Source organism: Nonomuraea sp. C10, assembly GCF_008017515.1.
GTDB classification, from domain to species: domain Bacteria; phylum Actinomycetota; class Actinomycetes; order Streptosporangiales; family Streptosporangiaceae; genus Nonomuraea; species Nonomuraea ferruginea.
The window spans coordinates 3198503-3211383 of sequence record NZ_VPFF01000001.1; the positions used below are offsets into that span (position 1 = coordinate 3198503).

Annotated in this window: 17 protein-coding genes; 9 read left to right on the forward strand and 8 right to left on the reverse strand. The window is 73.0% G+C overall.

The window, feature by feature from the left end:
- Both FR742_RS14555 and FR742_RS14560 read right to left on the reverse strand, forming a co-directional pair.
- Entirely contained in the window at positions 1-1170 is a 1170-nt protein-coding gene (locus tag FR742_RS14555; protein WP_148031462.1) for an MFS transporter, read from the reverse strand.
- 98 nt (positions 1171-1268) lie between these two features.
- Positions 1269-2030, reverse strand: coding sequence for a DeoR/GlpR family DNA-binding transcription regulator (locus FR742_RS14560; protein ID WP_148031463.1), 762 nt, complete (start codon positions 2028-2030; stop codon positions 1269-1271).
- Between the two features lie 43 nt (positions 2031-2073).
- On the opposite strand from FR742_RS14560, the gene FR742_RS14565 reads away from it, so the two are divergent.
- The 4 genes from FR742_RS14565 to FR742_RS14580 are packed head-to-tail and all read left to right on the forward strand — an operon-like array spanning position 2074 to position 4631.
- Positions 2074-3045: a YafY family protein gene (locus FR742_RS14565; RefSeq protein WP_148031464.1), complete on the forward strand. Its 972-nt coding sequence runs from the start codon at positions 2074-2076 to the stop codon at positions 3043-3045.
- A gap of 30 nt (positions 3046-3075) precedes the next feature.
- A complete protein-coding gene (locus FR742_RS14570; RefSeq protein ID WP_148031465.1) occupies positions 3076-3690 on the forward strand; it encodes a LysE family translocator in 615 nt (204 codons plus the stop codon).
- Entirely contained in the window at positions 3687-4415 is a 729-nt protein-coding gene (locus FR742_RS14575; protein WP_148031466.1) for an alpha/beta fold hydrolase, read from the forward strand. Before FR742_RS14570 ends, FR742_RS14575 begins: the two co-directional genes overlap by 4 nt.
- 3 nt (positions 4416-4418) lie before the next feature.
- Entirely contained in the window at positions 4419-4631 is a 213-nt protein-coding gene (locus FR742_RS14580) for a hypothetical protein (RefSeq protein WP_148031467.1), read from the forward strand.
- On the opposite strand, the gene FR742_RS14585 is transcribed toward FR742_RS14580, so the two are convergent.
- Together FR742_RS14585 and FR742_RS14590 are read right to left on the reverse strand one after the other, a co-directional pair.
- Positions 4628-5047 carry an SRPBCC domain-containing protein gene (locus tag FR742_RS14585; protein ID WP_187281147.1) on the reverse strand — a complete coding sequence of 140 codons (420 nt, stop codon included), beginning with the start codon at positions 5045-5047 and terminating at the stop codon, positions 4628-4630. The genes FR742_RS14580 and FR742_RS14585 overlap by 4 nt on opposite strands.
- On the reverse strand, positions 5044-5358 hold the full coding sequence (locus FR742_RS14590) for a helix-turn-helix transcriptional regulator (RefSeq protein WP_246640116.1): 315 nt from the start codon (positions 5356-5358) through the stop codon (positions 5044-5046). Before FR742_RS14590 ends, FR742_RS14585 begins: the two co-directional genes overlap by 4 nt.
- Before the next feature lie 86 nt (positions 5359-5444).
- Between FR742_RS14590 and FR742_RS14595 the strand changes: the two genes are divergently transcribed.
- Together FR742_RS14595 and FR742_RS14600 are read left to right on the forward strand one after the other, a co-directional pair.
- Positions 5445-5783 (forward strand): VOC family protein, encoded by a 339-nt coding sequence (locus tag FR742_RS14595; protein WP_148031470.1) that lies wholly within the window; start codon positions 5445-5447, stop codon positions 5781-5783.
- 137 nt (positions 5784-5920) lie between these two features.
- The gene (locus tag FR742_RS14600) at positions 5921-6742 is read left to right on the forward strand and encodes an NAD(P)H-binding protein (RefSeq protein WP_148031471.1); all 822 of its coding nucleotides are present in this window, start codon (positions 5921-5923) and stop codon (positions 6740-6742) included.
- Here the strand turns inward: FR742_RS14600 and FR742_RS14605 are convergent, their stop codons facing one another.
- Positions 6743-7534 (reverse strand): SAM-dependent methyltransferase, encoded by a 792-nt coding sequence (locus FR742_RS14605; protein WP_148031472.1) that lies wholly within the window; start codon positions 7532-7534, stop codon positions 6743-6745.
- 172 nt (positions 7535-7706) lie between these two features.
- On the reverse strand, positions 7707-8486 hold the full coding sequence (locus FR742_RS14610; RefSeq protein ID WP_148031473.1) for a sigma 54 modulation/S30EA ribosomal C-terminal domain-containing protein: 780 nt from the start codon (positions 8484-8486) through the stop codon (positions 7707-7709).
- A gap of 227 nt (positions 8487-8713) precedes the next feature.
- Between FR742_RS14610 and FR742_RS14615 the strand changes: the two genes are divergently transcribed.
- The 3 genes from FR742_RS14615 to FR742_RS14625 are packed head-to-tail and all read left to right on the forward strand — an operon-like array spanning position 8714 to position 11208.
- Positions 8714-9856, forward strand: a complete 1143-nt coding sequence (locus tag FR742_RS14615) for an FtsX-like permease family protein (protein ID WP_148031474.1) — start codon at positions 8714-8716, stop codon at positions 9854-9856.
- Positions 9853-10578 (forward strand): ABC transporter ATP-binding protein, encoded by a 726-nt coding sequence (locus FR742_RS14620; protein ID WP_187281148.1) that lies wholly within the window; start codon positions 9853-9855, stop codon positions 10576-10578. Before FR742_RS14615 ends, FR742_RS14620 begins: the two co-directional genes overlap by 4 nt.
- Positions 10579-10602: 24 nt before the next feature.
- Positions 10603-11208 carry a TetR/AcrR family transcriptional regulator gene (locus FR742_RS14625; RefSeq protein WP_148031475.1) on the forward strand — a complete coding sequence of 202 codons (606 nt, stop codon included), beginning with the start codon at positions 10603-10605 and terminating at the stop codon, positions 11206-11208.
- A gap of 39 nt (positions 11209-11247) precedes the next feature.
- Here the strand turns inward: FR742_RS14625 and FR742_RS14630 are convergent, their stop codons facing one another.
- Positions 11248-12018, reverse strand: coding sequence for an ABC transporter ATP-binding protein (locus FR742_RS14630; protein WP_148031476.1), 771 nt, complete (start codon positions 12016-12018; stop codon positions 11248-11250).
- Positions 12015-12815, reverse strand: a complete 801-nt coding sequence (locus FR742_RS14635) for an ABC transporter permease (protein WP_148031477.1) — start codon at positions 12813-12815, stop codon at positions 12015-12017. Before FR742_RS14635 ends, FR742_RS14630 begins: the two co-directional genes overlap by 4 nt.
- Positions 12816-12881 lie beyond the last annotated feature (66 nt).

A 12881-nucleotide genomic window follows, 5' to 3' on the forward strand; every position in this document is an offset into this window, starting at 1 on the left:
TCAGCGGGCGCGCAGGGCGGCGGCGGCGAGGGCGACGAAGGCGGCCAGGATCGCGGGGATGGCCAGGGCCCGGGGCAGGCCGGTCAGCTCGGCGGCGGCGCCGATGAGCACCGGGCCCGACAGGAAGCCCAGGTAGCCGATGCTCGCCGTCCTGGCCAGGGCCCGGCCCGCGAAGGCCGGGTCGCGGTGCCCGGCGGCCGAGAAAACCTGCGGCACGATGCACGACAGCCCGGCCCCGAACAGGCCGAACCCCGCCACGCCCGCCACCGGGTGGCCGACGAGCAGCGCCATCCCGAGCCCGGCCGCCGCCAGCAGGCCGCACGCCCGGACCAGCGGCACCGGGCCGAACCTGGCCGCCAGCCGGTCGCCCGCCAGGCGGCCCGCCGTCATCATGATGGAGAAGGCGGCGTAACCGGCGGCGGCGAAGCCGGCCGCGGCCCCCATGTGCTCGCGCAGGTAGACCGCGCTCCAGTCGGCCGCCGCGCCCTCGCCGACCAGGCAGCAGAACGCCAGCACGCCCAGGAACACGATCCCCTTCGGCCGGCTCCCCGGCCCGGCGGCCTCCCTGACCGGCGGCGGGCGCAGCGCCCACAGCGACGCCCACAGCGCGAGCGCGGTGATCGCCGCGCCTGCCGACCAGAACGTGACCGCGGGGGAGAGGCCGGCCTGCGCGAACACCCCGCCGGCGGCGGCGCCCGCGAACCCGCCGAGGCTGAAGACGGCGTGGAAGGAGGACATGACGCGCCGCCCCCACGCCCGCTCTACCACCACCGCGTTGGCGTTCATGGACACGTCCAGCACGCCGTGCACCGCGCCGAAGGCCAGCAGGGCCAGCGCCAGCGTCGCCAGGTTCACCGCGTACGCGGGGGCTACCAGGGCGGGGCCGTGCAGCAGCGCGGCGGGGATCATCACACGGGCGCTGCCGAACCGGTCCACCAGCCGGCCGACCGCCTGCATGCCCGCCATCGCGCCGGCCGCCAGCCCCAGCAGCGCGAGGCTCAGCTCGCCCTCGCCGAGCCCGAGGTCCTGCTTGATGGCCGGGATCCGGGCCGTCCACGTGCCTATCGCGGCCCCCGCCAGCAGGAACAGCAGGTAGACGGCGACCCTGGCGCGCCGGACGTCGCCCGGGTCGAGGCCCGTGTCCCCGCCTCCCGCACCGCCACTTCCCACCGGATCGGTCGCGGGGTTTTCGGGGGGTCGGGGGTTGTGGTCGGGTGTGGCGGTCGCGGGGTCTTCGGGAGGCCGGGGGCCGTGCGCGGGCCGGGCGGTCACGAGGGTTCCCGGACGATCCGGACCGTGACCCCCGCCGCGAGGAGGGCGTCGTGCTCCTCGCGGGGGATCCCGTCGTCCGTCACCACGACGTCCAGGCGCGAGATCGGGCACACCGCGCCGAACGCCGTGCGCGCGAACTTGCCCGAGTCGCACACCGCGATCACCCGCCGGGCCGACGCGATCGCCGCCCGCTTGATCGCCACCTCCGGCAGGTCGTGCGCGGTCAGCCCCTGCGCGGCCGACAGCCCGCAGCAGCCGACCACCGCCGTGTCGAACCGCAGCGCCCCGATGGACGTCTCGGCCAGCGGGCCCATGAAGTTCAGCTCGCCCGGCCGCACCTCGCCGCCGGGCAGCACCAGCCGCACCCGCGGCGCCGCCGACAGCAACGACACCACCTGCAGCGCCAGCGGCACCACGGTCAGCCGGCGGTCCACCAGCGCCCGCCCCACCTCGGCCGCCGTGGTGCCGCCGTCGAGCACCACCGCCTCCCCGTCGGCGATCAGCGAGGCCGCCTCGGCGCCGATGCGCCGCTTGGCCTCCACCGCCTCCCGCTCCCTGAGCGCGTACGGCGGCTCCTCGCCGCGCAGCAGCAGCGACAGCGCGCCGCCCCTGATCCGCCGCACCACCCCCTGCTGGGACAGCTCCTCCAGGTCGCGCCTGATCGTCATCTCCGACACCCCGTGCTCCTCGGCCAGCTCGGCGACGGAGACGGTGTCGTTCGTCCGCAGGGCGTTGAGTATGCGATGTAAACGATCCATATGTTCATATAAACATAGACAATGTGCGCTCTACAATAGGTGCATGCGCGCCAGCCGTCTGCTCTCCCTCCTCCTGCTGCTGCAGACGCGCGGCCGGATGACCGCGCCCGAGCTGGCCGAGGAGCTCGAGGTGTCGATCCGTACGATCTACCGCGACGTGGAGGCCCTGTCGGCCGCCGGCGTGCCGGTCTACGCCGACCGCGGCCCCGCCGGCGGCTACCAGCTGCTCGACGGCTACCGCACCCGGCTCAACGGGCTGACCGCCGAGGAGGCGTCGTCGCTGTTCCTGGCCGGGCTGCCGGGCCCCGCCGCCGAGCTGGGCATGGCCGAGCTGGCCGCCAACGCCGAGCTGAAGCTGCTGGCCGCGTTGCCGCCGGAGCCGCGCTCGCAGGCCGCGAGGATGCGCGAGCGGTTCCTGCTGGACGTGCCGGGCTGGTACCGCGGGCCCGACGACGTGCCCCACCTGAGCGAGGTGGCCGAGGCGGTGTGGGCGCAGCGGCCGCTGCGGATGACCTACCGGCGCTGGGGGCGGCAGGTCGTCGAGCGGCTCGTCCACCCGTACGGGCTCGTGCTCAAGGGCGGGTCGTGGTACCTGGTCGCCGCCCCGCCCGGCGAGAGCCCGCGCACCTACCGGGTGGCGCGCGTCCTCACCCTCGCCGCCGAGCCCGGCCGCTTCGACCGGCCGGAGGGCTTCGACCTGGCCGGGTTCTGGAAGGCGTACGCGGCCGAGTTCCGCGAACGGATGTACACCGCGACCGCCGAGATCAGGCTCGCCCCCGGCATGGAGGAGCTGCTCGCCTACACGATGGGCCAGGACGTGGTGGCGGGCGCCCTGGCCGGGGCCGCCGAGCCCGACGCCGAGGGGTGGCGGACGCTCACCCTGCCGGTCGAGTCGATCACCCACGCCCGCTGGCTGCTGCTGCGCATGGGCGCGGGCGTGGAGGTGCTCGGCCCGCCCGAACTGCGCGCTCTGATGGTGGAGGCGGTGGCGGAGCTGCGAAAAATGTATGAGTAAGTCGGGCCCGTTCCTGGCACGATGCCCGGTATGTATCTCCTAGCGTTCATCGGCGCGTGTGTCCTGGTGGCGATGGCCCCAGGCGTCAGCACCGCCGTCATCCTGCGCCAGACGCTCCGCTCCGGCCGCGGCTCCGGCATGGCGGCCACGCTCGGCAACGAGACCGGCATCCTGCTGTGGGGGCTGGCCGCCGCCTTCGGACTGTCGGCGCTGCTGCTCGCCTCACAGCTCGCCTACGACGTCATGCGGGTCACCGGCGCGGTCGTCCTGGTGGTGATGGGCGCGCAGGCGCTGTGGCAGGCCCGCAAGGGCGGGGCCGCCGCCGTCGAGGTCGCGCCGGTGGACGGGCGCCGCCGCGCCTACCTGGCCGGTCTCGGCACGTGCGTGGCCAACCCGAAGGCGGCGGTGTTCGCGATGTCGTTCCTGCCGCAGTTCGTGCCGCAGGGCGCTGACGTGCCGCTCACCCTGGTCACGCTCGCCGTCGTCTGGGTGCTGGTCGACATGCTCTGGTACGGGCTGCTGGTGTGGGCGGTGACCCGGGCCAAGGACCTGCTCGGGCGGCCCGCGGTCAAGCGGCGTCTGGAGCAGGTGTCCGGCGCCGTCCTCGTCGGGCTGGGTGTGCGACTGGCGCTGGAGGGCCGATGACGATCTGGTACGAGCGGGCGGGCGAGGGCGAGCCGGTGGTGCTGCTGCCGTCGAGCGCCGCCGACGCCGGCATGTGGGACGGCCAGTGGGACGCGCTCGCCGCGCGGTTCCAGGTGATCAGGGTCGACTACCGGGGGTTCGGCCACACCCCGTACCAGGCCGACCGGCCCTACAGCGACGCCGGCGACGTGGCCGAGGTGCTCGCCGAGCTCGGCGTCGAGCGGGCGGCGCTGGTCGCCTCCTCGTACGGGTGCCGGGTCGCGCTGCAGCTGGCCGGCCTGGCCACCCGGCTGGTGCTCATGAACCCCGGCTCCGGCCTGCCCGAGACCGAGGACGTGCGGGCGTTCGGCGAGGAGGAGGACCGGCTGCTGGAGGCCGGCGACGTCGAGGCCGCCGCCGAGCTGAACGCCCGCACCTGGCTCGGGCCGGAGGCCGACGAGGCCACCCGGCAGCGGGTGGTGGAGATGCAGCGGCACGCGTTCGCGGGGCAGCTGGCCGCCGACCCGGAGCCTTCGCAGTTCTCGCCGGAGTACGACCTCGACGCGATCACGGTGCCCGCGCTGATCGTCACCGGCCCGTACGACCTGCCGTACTTCCGCGCCGGCGCCCGCCACCTGGCCGGCCGGCTGGCGGACGCCGAGCTGGTCGAGCTGGAGTGGGCCGGCCATCTGCCCGCTCTGGAGCGGCCGGAGGAGGTCACCCGGCTGTTGCTGGACTACCTTTAGACCATGGCGGACGATCTGGCCGAGCTGGTGCGGCAGGCCCAGGACGAAGACCCGCTGCGCGCGCTGCAGGCCACCGCCGCGCTGCGCCGCGAGATCGAGCGGGTGGAGGCCGTCCAGGTGCGGCGGGCCCGGGTGGCCGGCCTGCCCTGGGCGCAGATCGCGCACGCGATCGGCGTCACCAAGCAGGCCGTGCACAAGAAGTACGGCAAACGCTAGGCCCACCGGCGGGCGAACCAGCCCAGCACGATGTTCCACGAGTAGCCGCGCCGGATCCGCCCGGCCACGTCGGGCGGCAGCGTGTCGAGGCCCCGGTGCTCCAGCGTCACCTCGGTGCCGCCGTCGACCTCGGTGAACGCGACCTCGATCTCCATCCGGCCGGTCGGGTTGATCAGGTCGGCCCAGACCAGGCGGTGCGGCGGATCCCAGGTGAGGATCCGGCCGGTGTCGACGTGGCCGCCGTCGGACCACAGCTCGCGCAGGTAGCCGTGCTGGAACCGGATGCCGACGGCCCGCTCCGGGTCGACCCAGCTGTGCCGGCCGCGCACGTACCAGGCGTCGATCTCGTCGGTGAAGACCCGGAAGGCGGTCGCGGGGTCCACCGGCACGGTGACGCCGGCCCTGACGGTGCTCACCGGCCGCGCTCCACGTGGTCCTTGAAGGAGCCGAGCTGCTCGGCCCAGAACGCCTGCACCTGGTCGAGCCAGGCCTGCAACGCGGTGAACGGCTCGGGCCGCAGGGTGTAGACGCGCAGCCGGGCGTCGTCGCCGCCGGCCTCGGCGCGTACCAGGCCGCCCGCGCGCAGCACCCGCAGGTGCCTGCTCAGCGCGGGCGCGCTCATGCTGACCGCCTCCGCCAGCTCCCCGGCCGGCCGGGGGCCGTCACGCAGCAGGTCGATCACCTTGCGCCGGGTCGGGTCGGCGAGCGCGGCCAGCGTCGCGTCCAAGTCGTTAACGTGTTGGTTAATCGTTGCCTTCTCGGTTAGATTAGTGCTTAACGTTGTCGTTGAATATTATCGCGGAGGTTTCGCGTATGCCTACCGAGCTCGGCTACTACACCCTGTCGGTGAAGGACCTGGACCGGGCGGCGGCCTTCTACGGGCCGCTGTTCGGCTGGGAGTTCACGCGCGAGCACGAGACGTACCTGCACGTCACCAACAGCACCCTGCCCATGGGCCTGAACGCCGGCGGCCCGTCGTCCCAACCGAACCTCTACTACAAGGTCGACGACCTCGACGCCGCCATCGCCCGGGTTCACGAGCTGGGCGGCACCACGGACGAGCCGTACGAGAGCAAGTCAGGCCGCGGCTGCGCCTGCACCGACGACCAGGGCACGGTCATCAGCCTCTGGCAGCCCGCGCCCGGCCTCTAGCCTCCTTCCAGGCCCCGGCCGCCCGGCCCGGCCGGGCGGCCGTAAGGTGCGTCCCCGGTGAAAGGCCCCGCTCGCGGACAGGAACTGACCGCGAGATCTCCTACCGTTCGGGGCGTCACCGACCGAAGGAGATCCGCATGACCATCCTCGTCACCGGCGCCACCGGCAACGTGGGCCGCCCACTCGTGGAGCGGCTGCTGGCCGCCGGCCACCGGGTGCGCGCGCTCACCCGCGACCCGGCGCGCGCGAACCTGCCGGAAGGCGCGCGGGCCGTCGCCGGCAACCTGGCCGACGCCGGATCCCTGGCCGCCGCCTTCGAAGGCGTCACCGCCGCCCATCTGATCACCTTCGACGGGGCCGACTACTCGCCCCTGGCGAACGGCCCCGCCATCGTGGCCGCCGCCGTCGAGGCCGGGGTGCGCAGGGTGACGGTGCTTCAGGGCGGGCTGTCCAGGAGCCCGCTGGAGGAGGCGGTCGCGGCGAGCGACCTGGAGTGGACGTTCGTGGGGCCGGTGGAGTTCATGTCGAACGTCCTCGAATGGGCCGGCTCCGTCAAGGAGGAGGGCGTGGTCCGCGACGGGTTCCCCGAGGCCAGGAGCGCCATGGTGCACGACGCGGACATCGCCGCCGTGGCCGCCGCCGCGCTCACCTCCGGCGGGCACGCCGGGCGGGAGTACGTGGTGACGGGCCCGGAGGTGTTCACCACGGCGGACAAGGTACGGGTGCTGGGCGAGGTCCTCGGCAGGGAGATCCGCTTCGTCGAGCTGAGCCGCGAGCAGATCACCGCCGAGTGGCGGCGGCAGGGCTACTCCGAGGAGGACGTCGCGTTCTTCCTCGCCGTGCGCGCCGACACCCCGGAGGTGGGCCGCACGGTGCGGCCCACCGTCGAACAGGTCACCGGACGGCCGCCCCGCACCTTCCGCCAGTGGATCGAGGAGAACGCCGCCGCGTTCTCCTGACTACGGCTTGCGGCCCACGCCCGCGTAGTAGACGGCCTCCCGGTCGGCGTAGAGCGTCTCGGGCGTGGGGCGCCAGCGCGGCAGCGCCACCACGCCCGGCTCCAGCAGCTCCAGCCCGTCGAAGAAGCCGGTCAGCTGCTCGTGCGTGCGCAGCGTGATCGGTACGGCGCCGCTCTCGTTCCAGCTGCGCACCCCGTCCTCCAGCTGCTTGCCGACCAGGCCGTGGGAGATGGCCAGGTGACTGCCCGGGGCCATGGGGGCCGTCAGCCGCTGGATGATCTCCTTGGGCCGGTCGCTGTCGGGCAGGAACTCCACCACGCCCAGCAGCACCAGCCCGACCGGCTGCGAGAAGTCCAGGTACTCGGCCGCCGCGGCCACGATCTCGGCGGGCTCGCGCAGGTCGCTGTCGATGAACCAGGTGTCGCCCTGCCCCGGCCCGCGCAGCAGCGCCCGCGCGTGGGCCAGCACCACCGGGTCGTTGTCGACGTACACGACCTTGCAGTCGGGCGAGACCGACTGGGCGACCTGGTGGGTGTTGTCGGCCGTGGGGATCCCGGTGCCGATGTCGAGGAACTGGCGGACGCCCGCCTCCCCGGCCATGTAGCGCACCGCCCGGCCGAGGAACTCGCGGTTCGTCTTGGCCAGGATCGGCAGCTCGGGGACCGCCTGGAGGATCTGCTCGCTGACGACGCGGTCGACCTCGTAGTTGTCCTTGCCGCCCAGCCACAGGTCGTAGATCCGGGCCGGGCTCGGGATCTCGGTGTTCACACGGCTGAGCGGATCGTCGGTCATCGTCGTGCCTTCCGGGAAGGGGCTGTACGCGACTGAGCCTAACGCGAGGAAGATCCCAAGTCTCGATCTTGCCCCGAGAGCTCCCATTCCGCGGGACTTCGTGCCCTCCCGGAGATGCGGGCGCCGGGACCTCAGGGGGCTGAGGTCCCGGCGCCGGTCGGTGGGCGGCCGGTCAGTCGATGGTGATCAGCCCGTAGCCGCCGTCGTAACGGTGGTAGATCAGCCGGCCGCGGCCGGTGTCGGCGTCGGCGTAGAACTCGAACGCCCGCCCGCTGACCTCCAGCCGGTCCACCGCCTCGGCGGTGGTCAGCCGGGGCGCCGGGCCCGGATCGATCGCGAGCGGCACCGCCACCTCGCCGAGCGCTTCCGGCCGCGGCTCCACCTGGGCCATCCGGTAGCCCTCCTCGGCCCGGTACAGGACGCTGTCCTGACCGCTGCCGGCCTCGGTGAACAGGTAGAAGCCGAAGTCGAGCTGCTCCATGTCGAAGGCGGCCTCGTCCGGGGTGGCCCGGTAGGCGGCCAGCGTCTTGCGGCGGACGATCTCCCGCTCGGCGTCCGCCGGGCGCGGCAAGACCGGCAGCGAGGACTCCCGCCGCTCCGGCGAGTAGCGTCCGCGCGTCTCCTCCCAGTGCCTGGCGGTGCGCCGCAACCGGGTACGCGCCCGGTCCTCCAGCAGGTCGAGCGCCTGGTACATGGACGGGCCGGCGGCCTGGGCGCGGATCAGGCGCCCGTTGACGTCGAGGTTGGCCTGCGCCGTGTACGGCCGCTTCGCGTCGGGAGCGTCCGGGGCGGTCAGCTTGACCCGCGCGAACAGCACGGGCTCGCCGGCCAGCCGGGTGAGCGCGGCGACGGCCTCCCTGGCGTGCTCGACGGCTCCCTGGCGGACCGGGCCACGTGTCTCGACCCGAACGTCGGCGGGGTCGATGGCGACCGGCGCGTTCCGGCGTCTCATGTCGTGCCTCCTTCTGCCGTTCCTTGCGAGCTCAGCCAACCGCGGAACGCCAGGACGCCGGTAGAGGAGAAAGACCATCGGAAAGGGACCTTCAGCCCTACGCGTCTCATCGGTTGCGACCTCGCCGGTTGCGTCTTTCCAACGCAGTGTTGGTATCTTGCCAACGGCGCGTCGGGAAGTCGGGGCGCTCGTCCGTCCCGTGAAATCCCTTCCTGTGAAGGAGTGCCATGTTCCTGGCCTGGCGCGAGCTGGTCTTCGCCCGCGCACGTTTCGGCCTGATGGGCGGAGTCGTCGCCCTCATAGCGATCCTCGTCGTGCTGCTGTCCGGTCTCTCCTCCGGGCTCGTCAACGACGGTGTCTCCGGGCTCCAGCGGTTGCCCGTCACCGCGTTCGCCTTCGCCGAGGGGACCAAGACCGACTCCGCCTTCTCCCGCAGCACCGTCAACGTGAACCAGGCCGGGACGTGGAAGGGCCGCGACGACGTCGGCGACGCCGTCCCGTTCGGCAACATGCTGGTCAACGCCAAGGTCACGACCGCCGCGGGCACCCAGACACCGATCGACCTGGCCCTGTTCGGCGTCGACCCCGGCTCGTTCCTCGCACCCGCCGTCTCCGACGGCGCCGGACTCGGCGACCCCGACGGGATCGTGGTCAGCCAGACCGTCCTGGACGACGGCGTGGCCATCGGCGACACCGTCGTCATCGACCGCCTGGGCACCCGGCTCAAGGTCATCGGCACCACCGGCGACCAGCGCACCTTCGGCCATGTCGACGTGGCGTACCTGCCGTTGCGCACCTGGCAGCAGGTGCACGCGGGCGCCGGGCCGGGTGACGAGGCGCGCGAGGGAGCGTACGAGGAGGCCACGGCCATCGCCTTGCGCGCCCGGGACGGGAACGAGATCGACCTGTCCGGCGGCGACGCCGCGGCGGGCACCACGAGCATGACGCTGGAGGGCTCCTTCGGCGCCTCCCCCGGCTACACCGCCGAGATCTCCACGCTCACGCTCATCCAGGTCTTCCTGTACGCCATCTCCGCGCTCGTCGTCGGGACGTTCTTCACCGTGTGGACGATCCAGCGCAAACACGAACTCGCCGTCGTACGGGCCATGGGCGCCTCGACCGGCTACCTCATGCGCGACACGATGATCCAGGCGACCGTCATCCTGACGGTGTCCACCGCCGTGGGCTTCCTGATGGGAGTGGGCGGCGGCGCGCTGCTCACCACCACCCCCATGCCGTTCGCCCTGGAGGCGGGCCCGCTCGTCGTCGCCGCCCTGCTGCTCGTCGGCCTCGGCCTCGCCGGCGCCGCGGCGGCCGTGGGCCGCATCGTCCGAGTCGACCCGCTCGCAGCCCTGGGAGGGCAGAGATGACCACCAGCCACACGTCCCCGCGCCCGGACTCCCGCCGGACCGGCGCCGAGGAACGCGGCGGCCTGCGGGTGGAGGGCGTCACCCTGGCCCTCGGCGACGGCGACGCCACCGTCACCGCGCTCGACGACGTCCACCTCCACGTGACGTCCGGCGAGTTCGTCGCCGTCGTCGGGCCCTCCGGTTCCGGCAAGTCGAGCCTGCTCGCGGTCGCCGGCGCGCTCACCACGCCCGACACCGGCCGGGTCCTGCTCGACGGCGTCGACATCTCCCGGGCGAGCTCCCGGGAGAAGGCACGCCACCGCCGCGAACGGATCGGGTTCGTCTTCCAGTCCGGCAACCTCATCCCTGCCCTCACCGCGCTGGACCAGCTCCGCTTCGCGCTCGACGTGGCGGGCAGGCGCGCGGGTGACGGTCACGACCCGCGAGAGCTGCTCGACCGGGTCGGCATGGGCCACCGCGCGGGACACCGGCCCCATCAACTGTCCGGCGGCGAGCGGCAGCGCGTGGGCATCGCCCGCGCACTCGTCACCCGTCCGGCGGTGTTGCTGGTGGACGAGCCGACCGCCGCACTCGACCGCGCCCGCAGCGACGACATCGTCACGTTGCTCGCGCACGAGACGCACGAATCCGCCGTCGCGACGATCATGGTCACCCACGACCACGACGTGCTCGGCCACTGCGACCGCGTCCTGTCGATGGTCGATGGGAGACTGTCGGAGTAGGCCGACCATGGTGGAGGAGGGCACGTGCCGCGCATCCGGGCGTCGACCGTCGCCGAGCATCGGGCCGCCCAGCATCGGGCGCTGCTCGACGCGGCCAGGGAGATCCTCGCGGAGACCGGCCGGCCGCCCACGCTGAGCCGGGTCGCGGCGCGCGCCGGGCTGGCCCGGCCCAGCCTCTACCAGTACTTCCGGTCGTCGGAGGACCTGCTCAACGCGGTGGTGGAGGACGTCTTCCCCCGCTGGTCGGCCCGGGTCGCCGCCGCGATGGACGCCGCCGCGACCCCGGCCGACCGCGTGCTCGCGTACGTGCTGACCAACTTCGAGCTCATCACCGAGGGCGAGCACGCGCTGGCCACCGTCCTCGCGGAGGTCGCGCCGGGCGACACGGTCGCCGAGCAGAGCCGCACCATGCACCAGCAGCTCCTGGAGCCGCTCGTGGAGACGCTGCACAGCCTCGGCGTCCCCGCGGTCCCCGAGACGGCGGAGATGATCAACGCCATCGTGTTCGCCGGGTCCCGGCTGATCGAGTCCGGCACCGACCTGGGGACCGTCTGGGAGTCGGCCAGGGCCCTGCTGGAGCCGTTCCTGCGCGCGACCGGCACGGGCGCGGCCCCTCCCGAGGCGACGTGACCGCCGGCCGGCCGGGGGCGCCCGCCCCCGGCGTACGGGTCAGGCCGCGGGGGCCTGGTGGTAGACCGAGTGCCACACCTCGTTGCGGATGCGGGAGAACTCCGGTGACAGCCGCACCTCCTCGGTGCGAGGGTACGGCAGGTCCACGTCGATGATCCGGTGGATGCGGCCCGGTCGCGCCGCCATGACGACGACCCGGTTGGCCAGGTAGACGGCCTCGTCCACGTCGTGCGTGATGAACATGACCGTGCGCCGCTCCCGGCTCCACGTGTCCAGCAGCTGATCCTGCAACTGCACGCGGGTGAGCGCGTCCAGCGCGCCGAACGGCTCGTCCATGAGCAGCACCTGCGGCCCGACCGCGTAGGCGCGGGCGATCGCGCAGCGCTGCTTCATCCCGCCCGACAGCGTCTTGGGCAGCGCGTCGGCGAAGTCCGTCAGCCCCACCAGGTCGATCGCGTGCTGGGCGCGGCGGTGCCGCTCCTCGGCGGAGATCGGCTGGAGCCTGAGCCCGAACTCGACGTTCTTGCGCACGGTCAGCCACGGGAACAGCGCGTACTGCTGGAAGATCACCCCGCGGTCCGGCCCCGGTCCGGTGACCGGCGCGCCGTCCAGCAGGATCCGGCCCGTCCCCGGCTCGACCAGCCCGGCCGCCATGCCCATCAGCGTGCTCTTGCCGCACCCCGACGGGCCCACGACGGTGACGAACTCGCGGTCGGCGATGTCCAGGTCCACCCGGTCGAGGGCGAGGAACCGGCCGCCCTTGAGCTCGAACGTCTTCGACACGCCCTGGAAAGAGATCTTGGTGTTCATCGGCGTTCCTGCCATCCGGTGAATCGGCGCTCGGCCAGCAGCAGCAGCCGGTCCATGATCAGGCCGAGCACGCCGATGCTGATCAGACCCACGAAGATCGTGGGCAGGTCGTAGTAGAGCTGCGCCTGCTGCATCCGGTAGCCCAGCCCTTCCTGGGCGGCGATCAGCTCGGCCGCCACCAGCGTCCCCCAGGCCGCGCCGAGCCCGATCCGCATGCCCACGATGATGAACGGCGTCGAGGCCGGCACCACGACCTTCAGGAAGATGGTCCGGTCCGAGGCGCCCAGCACCCGGGCGGCGTTGATGAGCGTCTTGTCCACGTCGAGCACGCCCTGGAACGTCGAGACCACGCTCGACAGGAAGGCCGCCAGGAAGATGACGAACACCTTCGGCGTCTCGCCGATGCCCATCAGCAGGATGGCCAGCGGGATGATCGCCAGGGGCGGGATCGTACGGAAGAACTGCACGTACGGCTCGATCAGGGCACGCGCGGTGGCGTACCAGCCCATCAGGAAGCCGACCGGGATGGCGAGCAGGGTGCCCAGCGCGAAGCCGGTGAACACGCGGCGCAGGCTGGCCAGCATGTCGTTGGTCAGGGTGCCGTCGGCGACCAGCTCGACGCCGCGCGCGGCCACCTCGACGGGGCCGGTCAGGCCCGTGATGCCGGACATCGACAGCGCCGTCCACGCGCCCAGGCCCGCCAGGACGGCGACCACGTTCAGGACGAGGGTGCGGCCCGGCCGCCGGAGCCGGCGGCCGGGGGAGGGCGGAGGGTCGGTCACGCTCACGGCGGTCATGTTCTGGGACTCTTCATGGCTCAGTGGAGATCCTCTTCGGTGGCGCAATAGCCCACAGGGTCCTGA

Bases quoted from the DNA above. Each gene is read 5' to 3' on its own strand.
- FR742_RS14615 (WP_148031474.1), top strand. From the start codon at position 8,714: ATGTTCCTGGCCTGGCGCGAGCTGGTCTTCGCCCGCGCACGTTTCGGC.
- FR742_RS14630 (WP_148031476.1), bottom strand. From the start codon at position 12,018: ATGAACACCAAGATCTCTTTCCAGGGCGTGTCGAAGACGTTCGAGCTC.
- FR742_RS14580 (WP_148031467.1), top strand. From the start codon at position 4,419: ATGGCGGACGATCTGGCCGAGCTGGTGCGGCAGGCCCAGGACGAAGAC.
- FR742_RS14635 (WP_148031477.1), bottom strand. From the start codon at position 12,815: ATGACCGCCGTGAGCGTGACCGACCCTCCGCCCTCCCCCGGCCGCCGG.
- FR742_RS14560 (WP_148031463.1), bottom strand. From the start codon at position 2,030: ATGGATCGTTTACATCGCATACTCAACGCCCTGCGGACGAACGACACC.
- FR742_RS14605 (WP_148031472.1), bottom strand. From the start codon at position 7,534: ATGACCGACGATCCGCTCAGCCGTGTGAACACCGAGATCCCGAGCCCG.
- FR742_RS14600 (WP_148031471.1), top strand. From the start codon at position 5,921: ATGACCATCCTCGTCACCGGCGCCACCGGCAACGTGGGCCGCCCACTC.
- FR742_RS14595 (WP_148031470.1), top strand. From the start codon at position 5,445: ATGCCTACCGAGCTCGGCTACTACACCCTGTCGGTGAAGGACCTGGAC.
- FR742_RS14565 (WP_148031464.1), top strand. From the start codon at position 2,074: ATGCGCGCCAGCCGTCTGCTCTCCCTCCTCCTGCTGCTGCAGACGCGC.
- FR742_RS14575 (WP_148031466.1), top strand. From the start codon at position 3,687: ATGACGATCTGGTACGAGCGGGCGGGCGAGGGCGAGCCGGTGGTGCTG.
- FR742_RS14570 (WP_148031465.1), top strand. From the start codon at position 3,076: ATGTATCTCCTAGCGTTCATCGGCGCGTGTGTCCTGGTGGCGATGGCC.
- FR742_RS14610 (WP_148031473.1), bottom strand. From the start codon at position 8,486: ATGAGACGCCGGAACGCGCCGGTCGCCATCGACCCCGCCGACGTTCGG.
- FR742_RS14620 (WP_187281148.1), top strand. From the start codon at position 9,853: ATGACCACCAGCCACACGTCCCCGCGCCCGGACTCCCGCCGGACCGGC.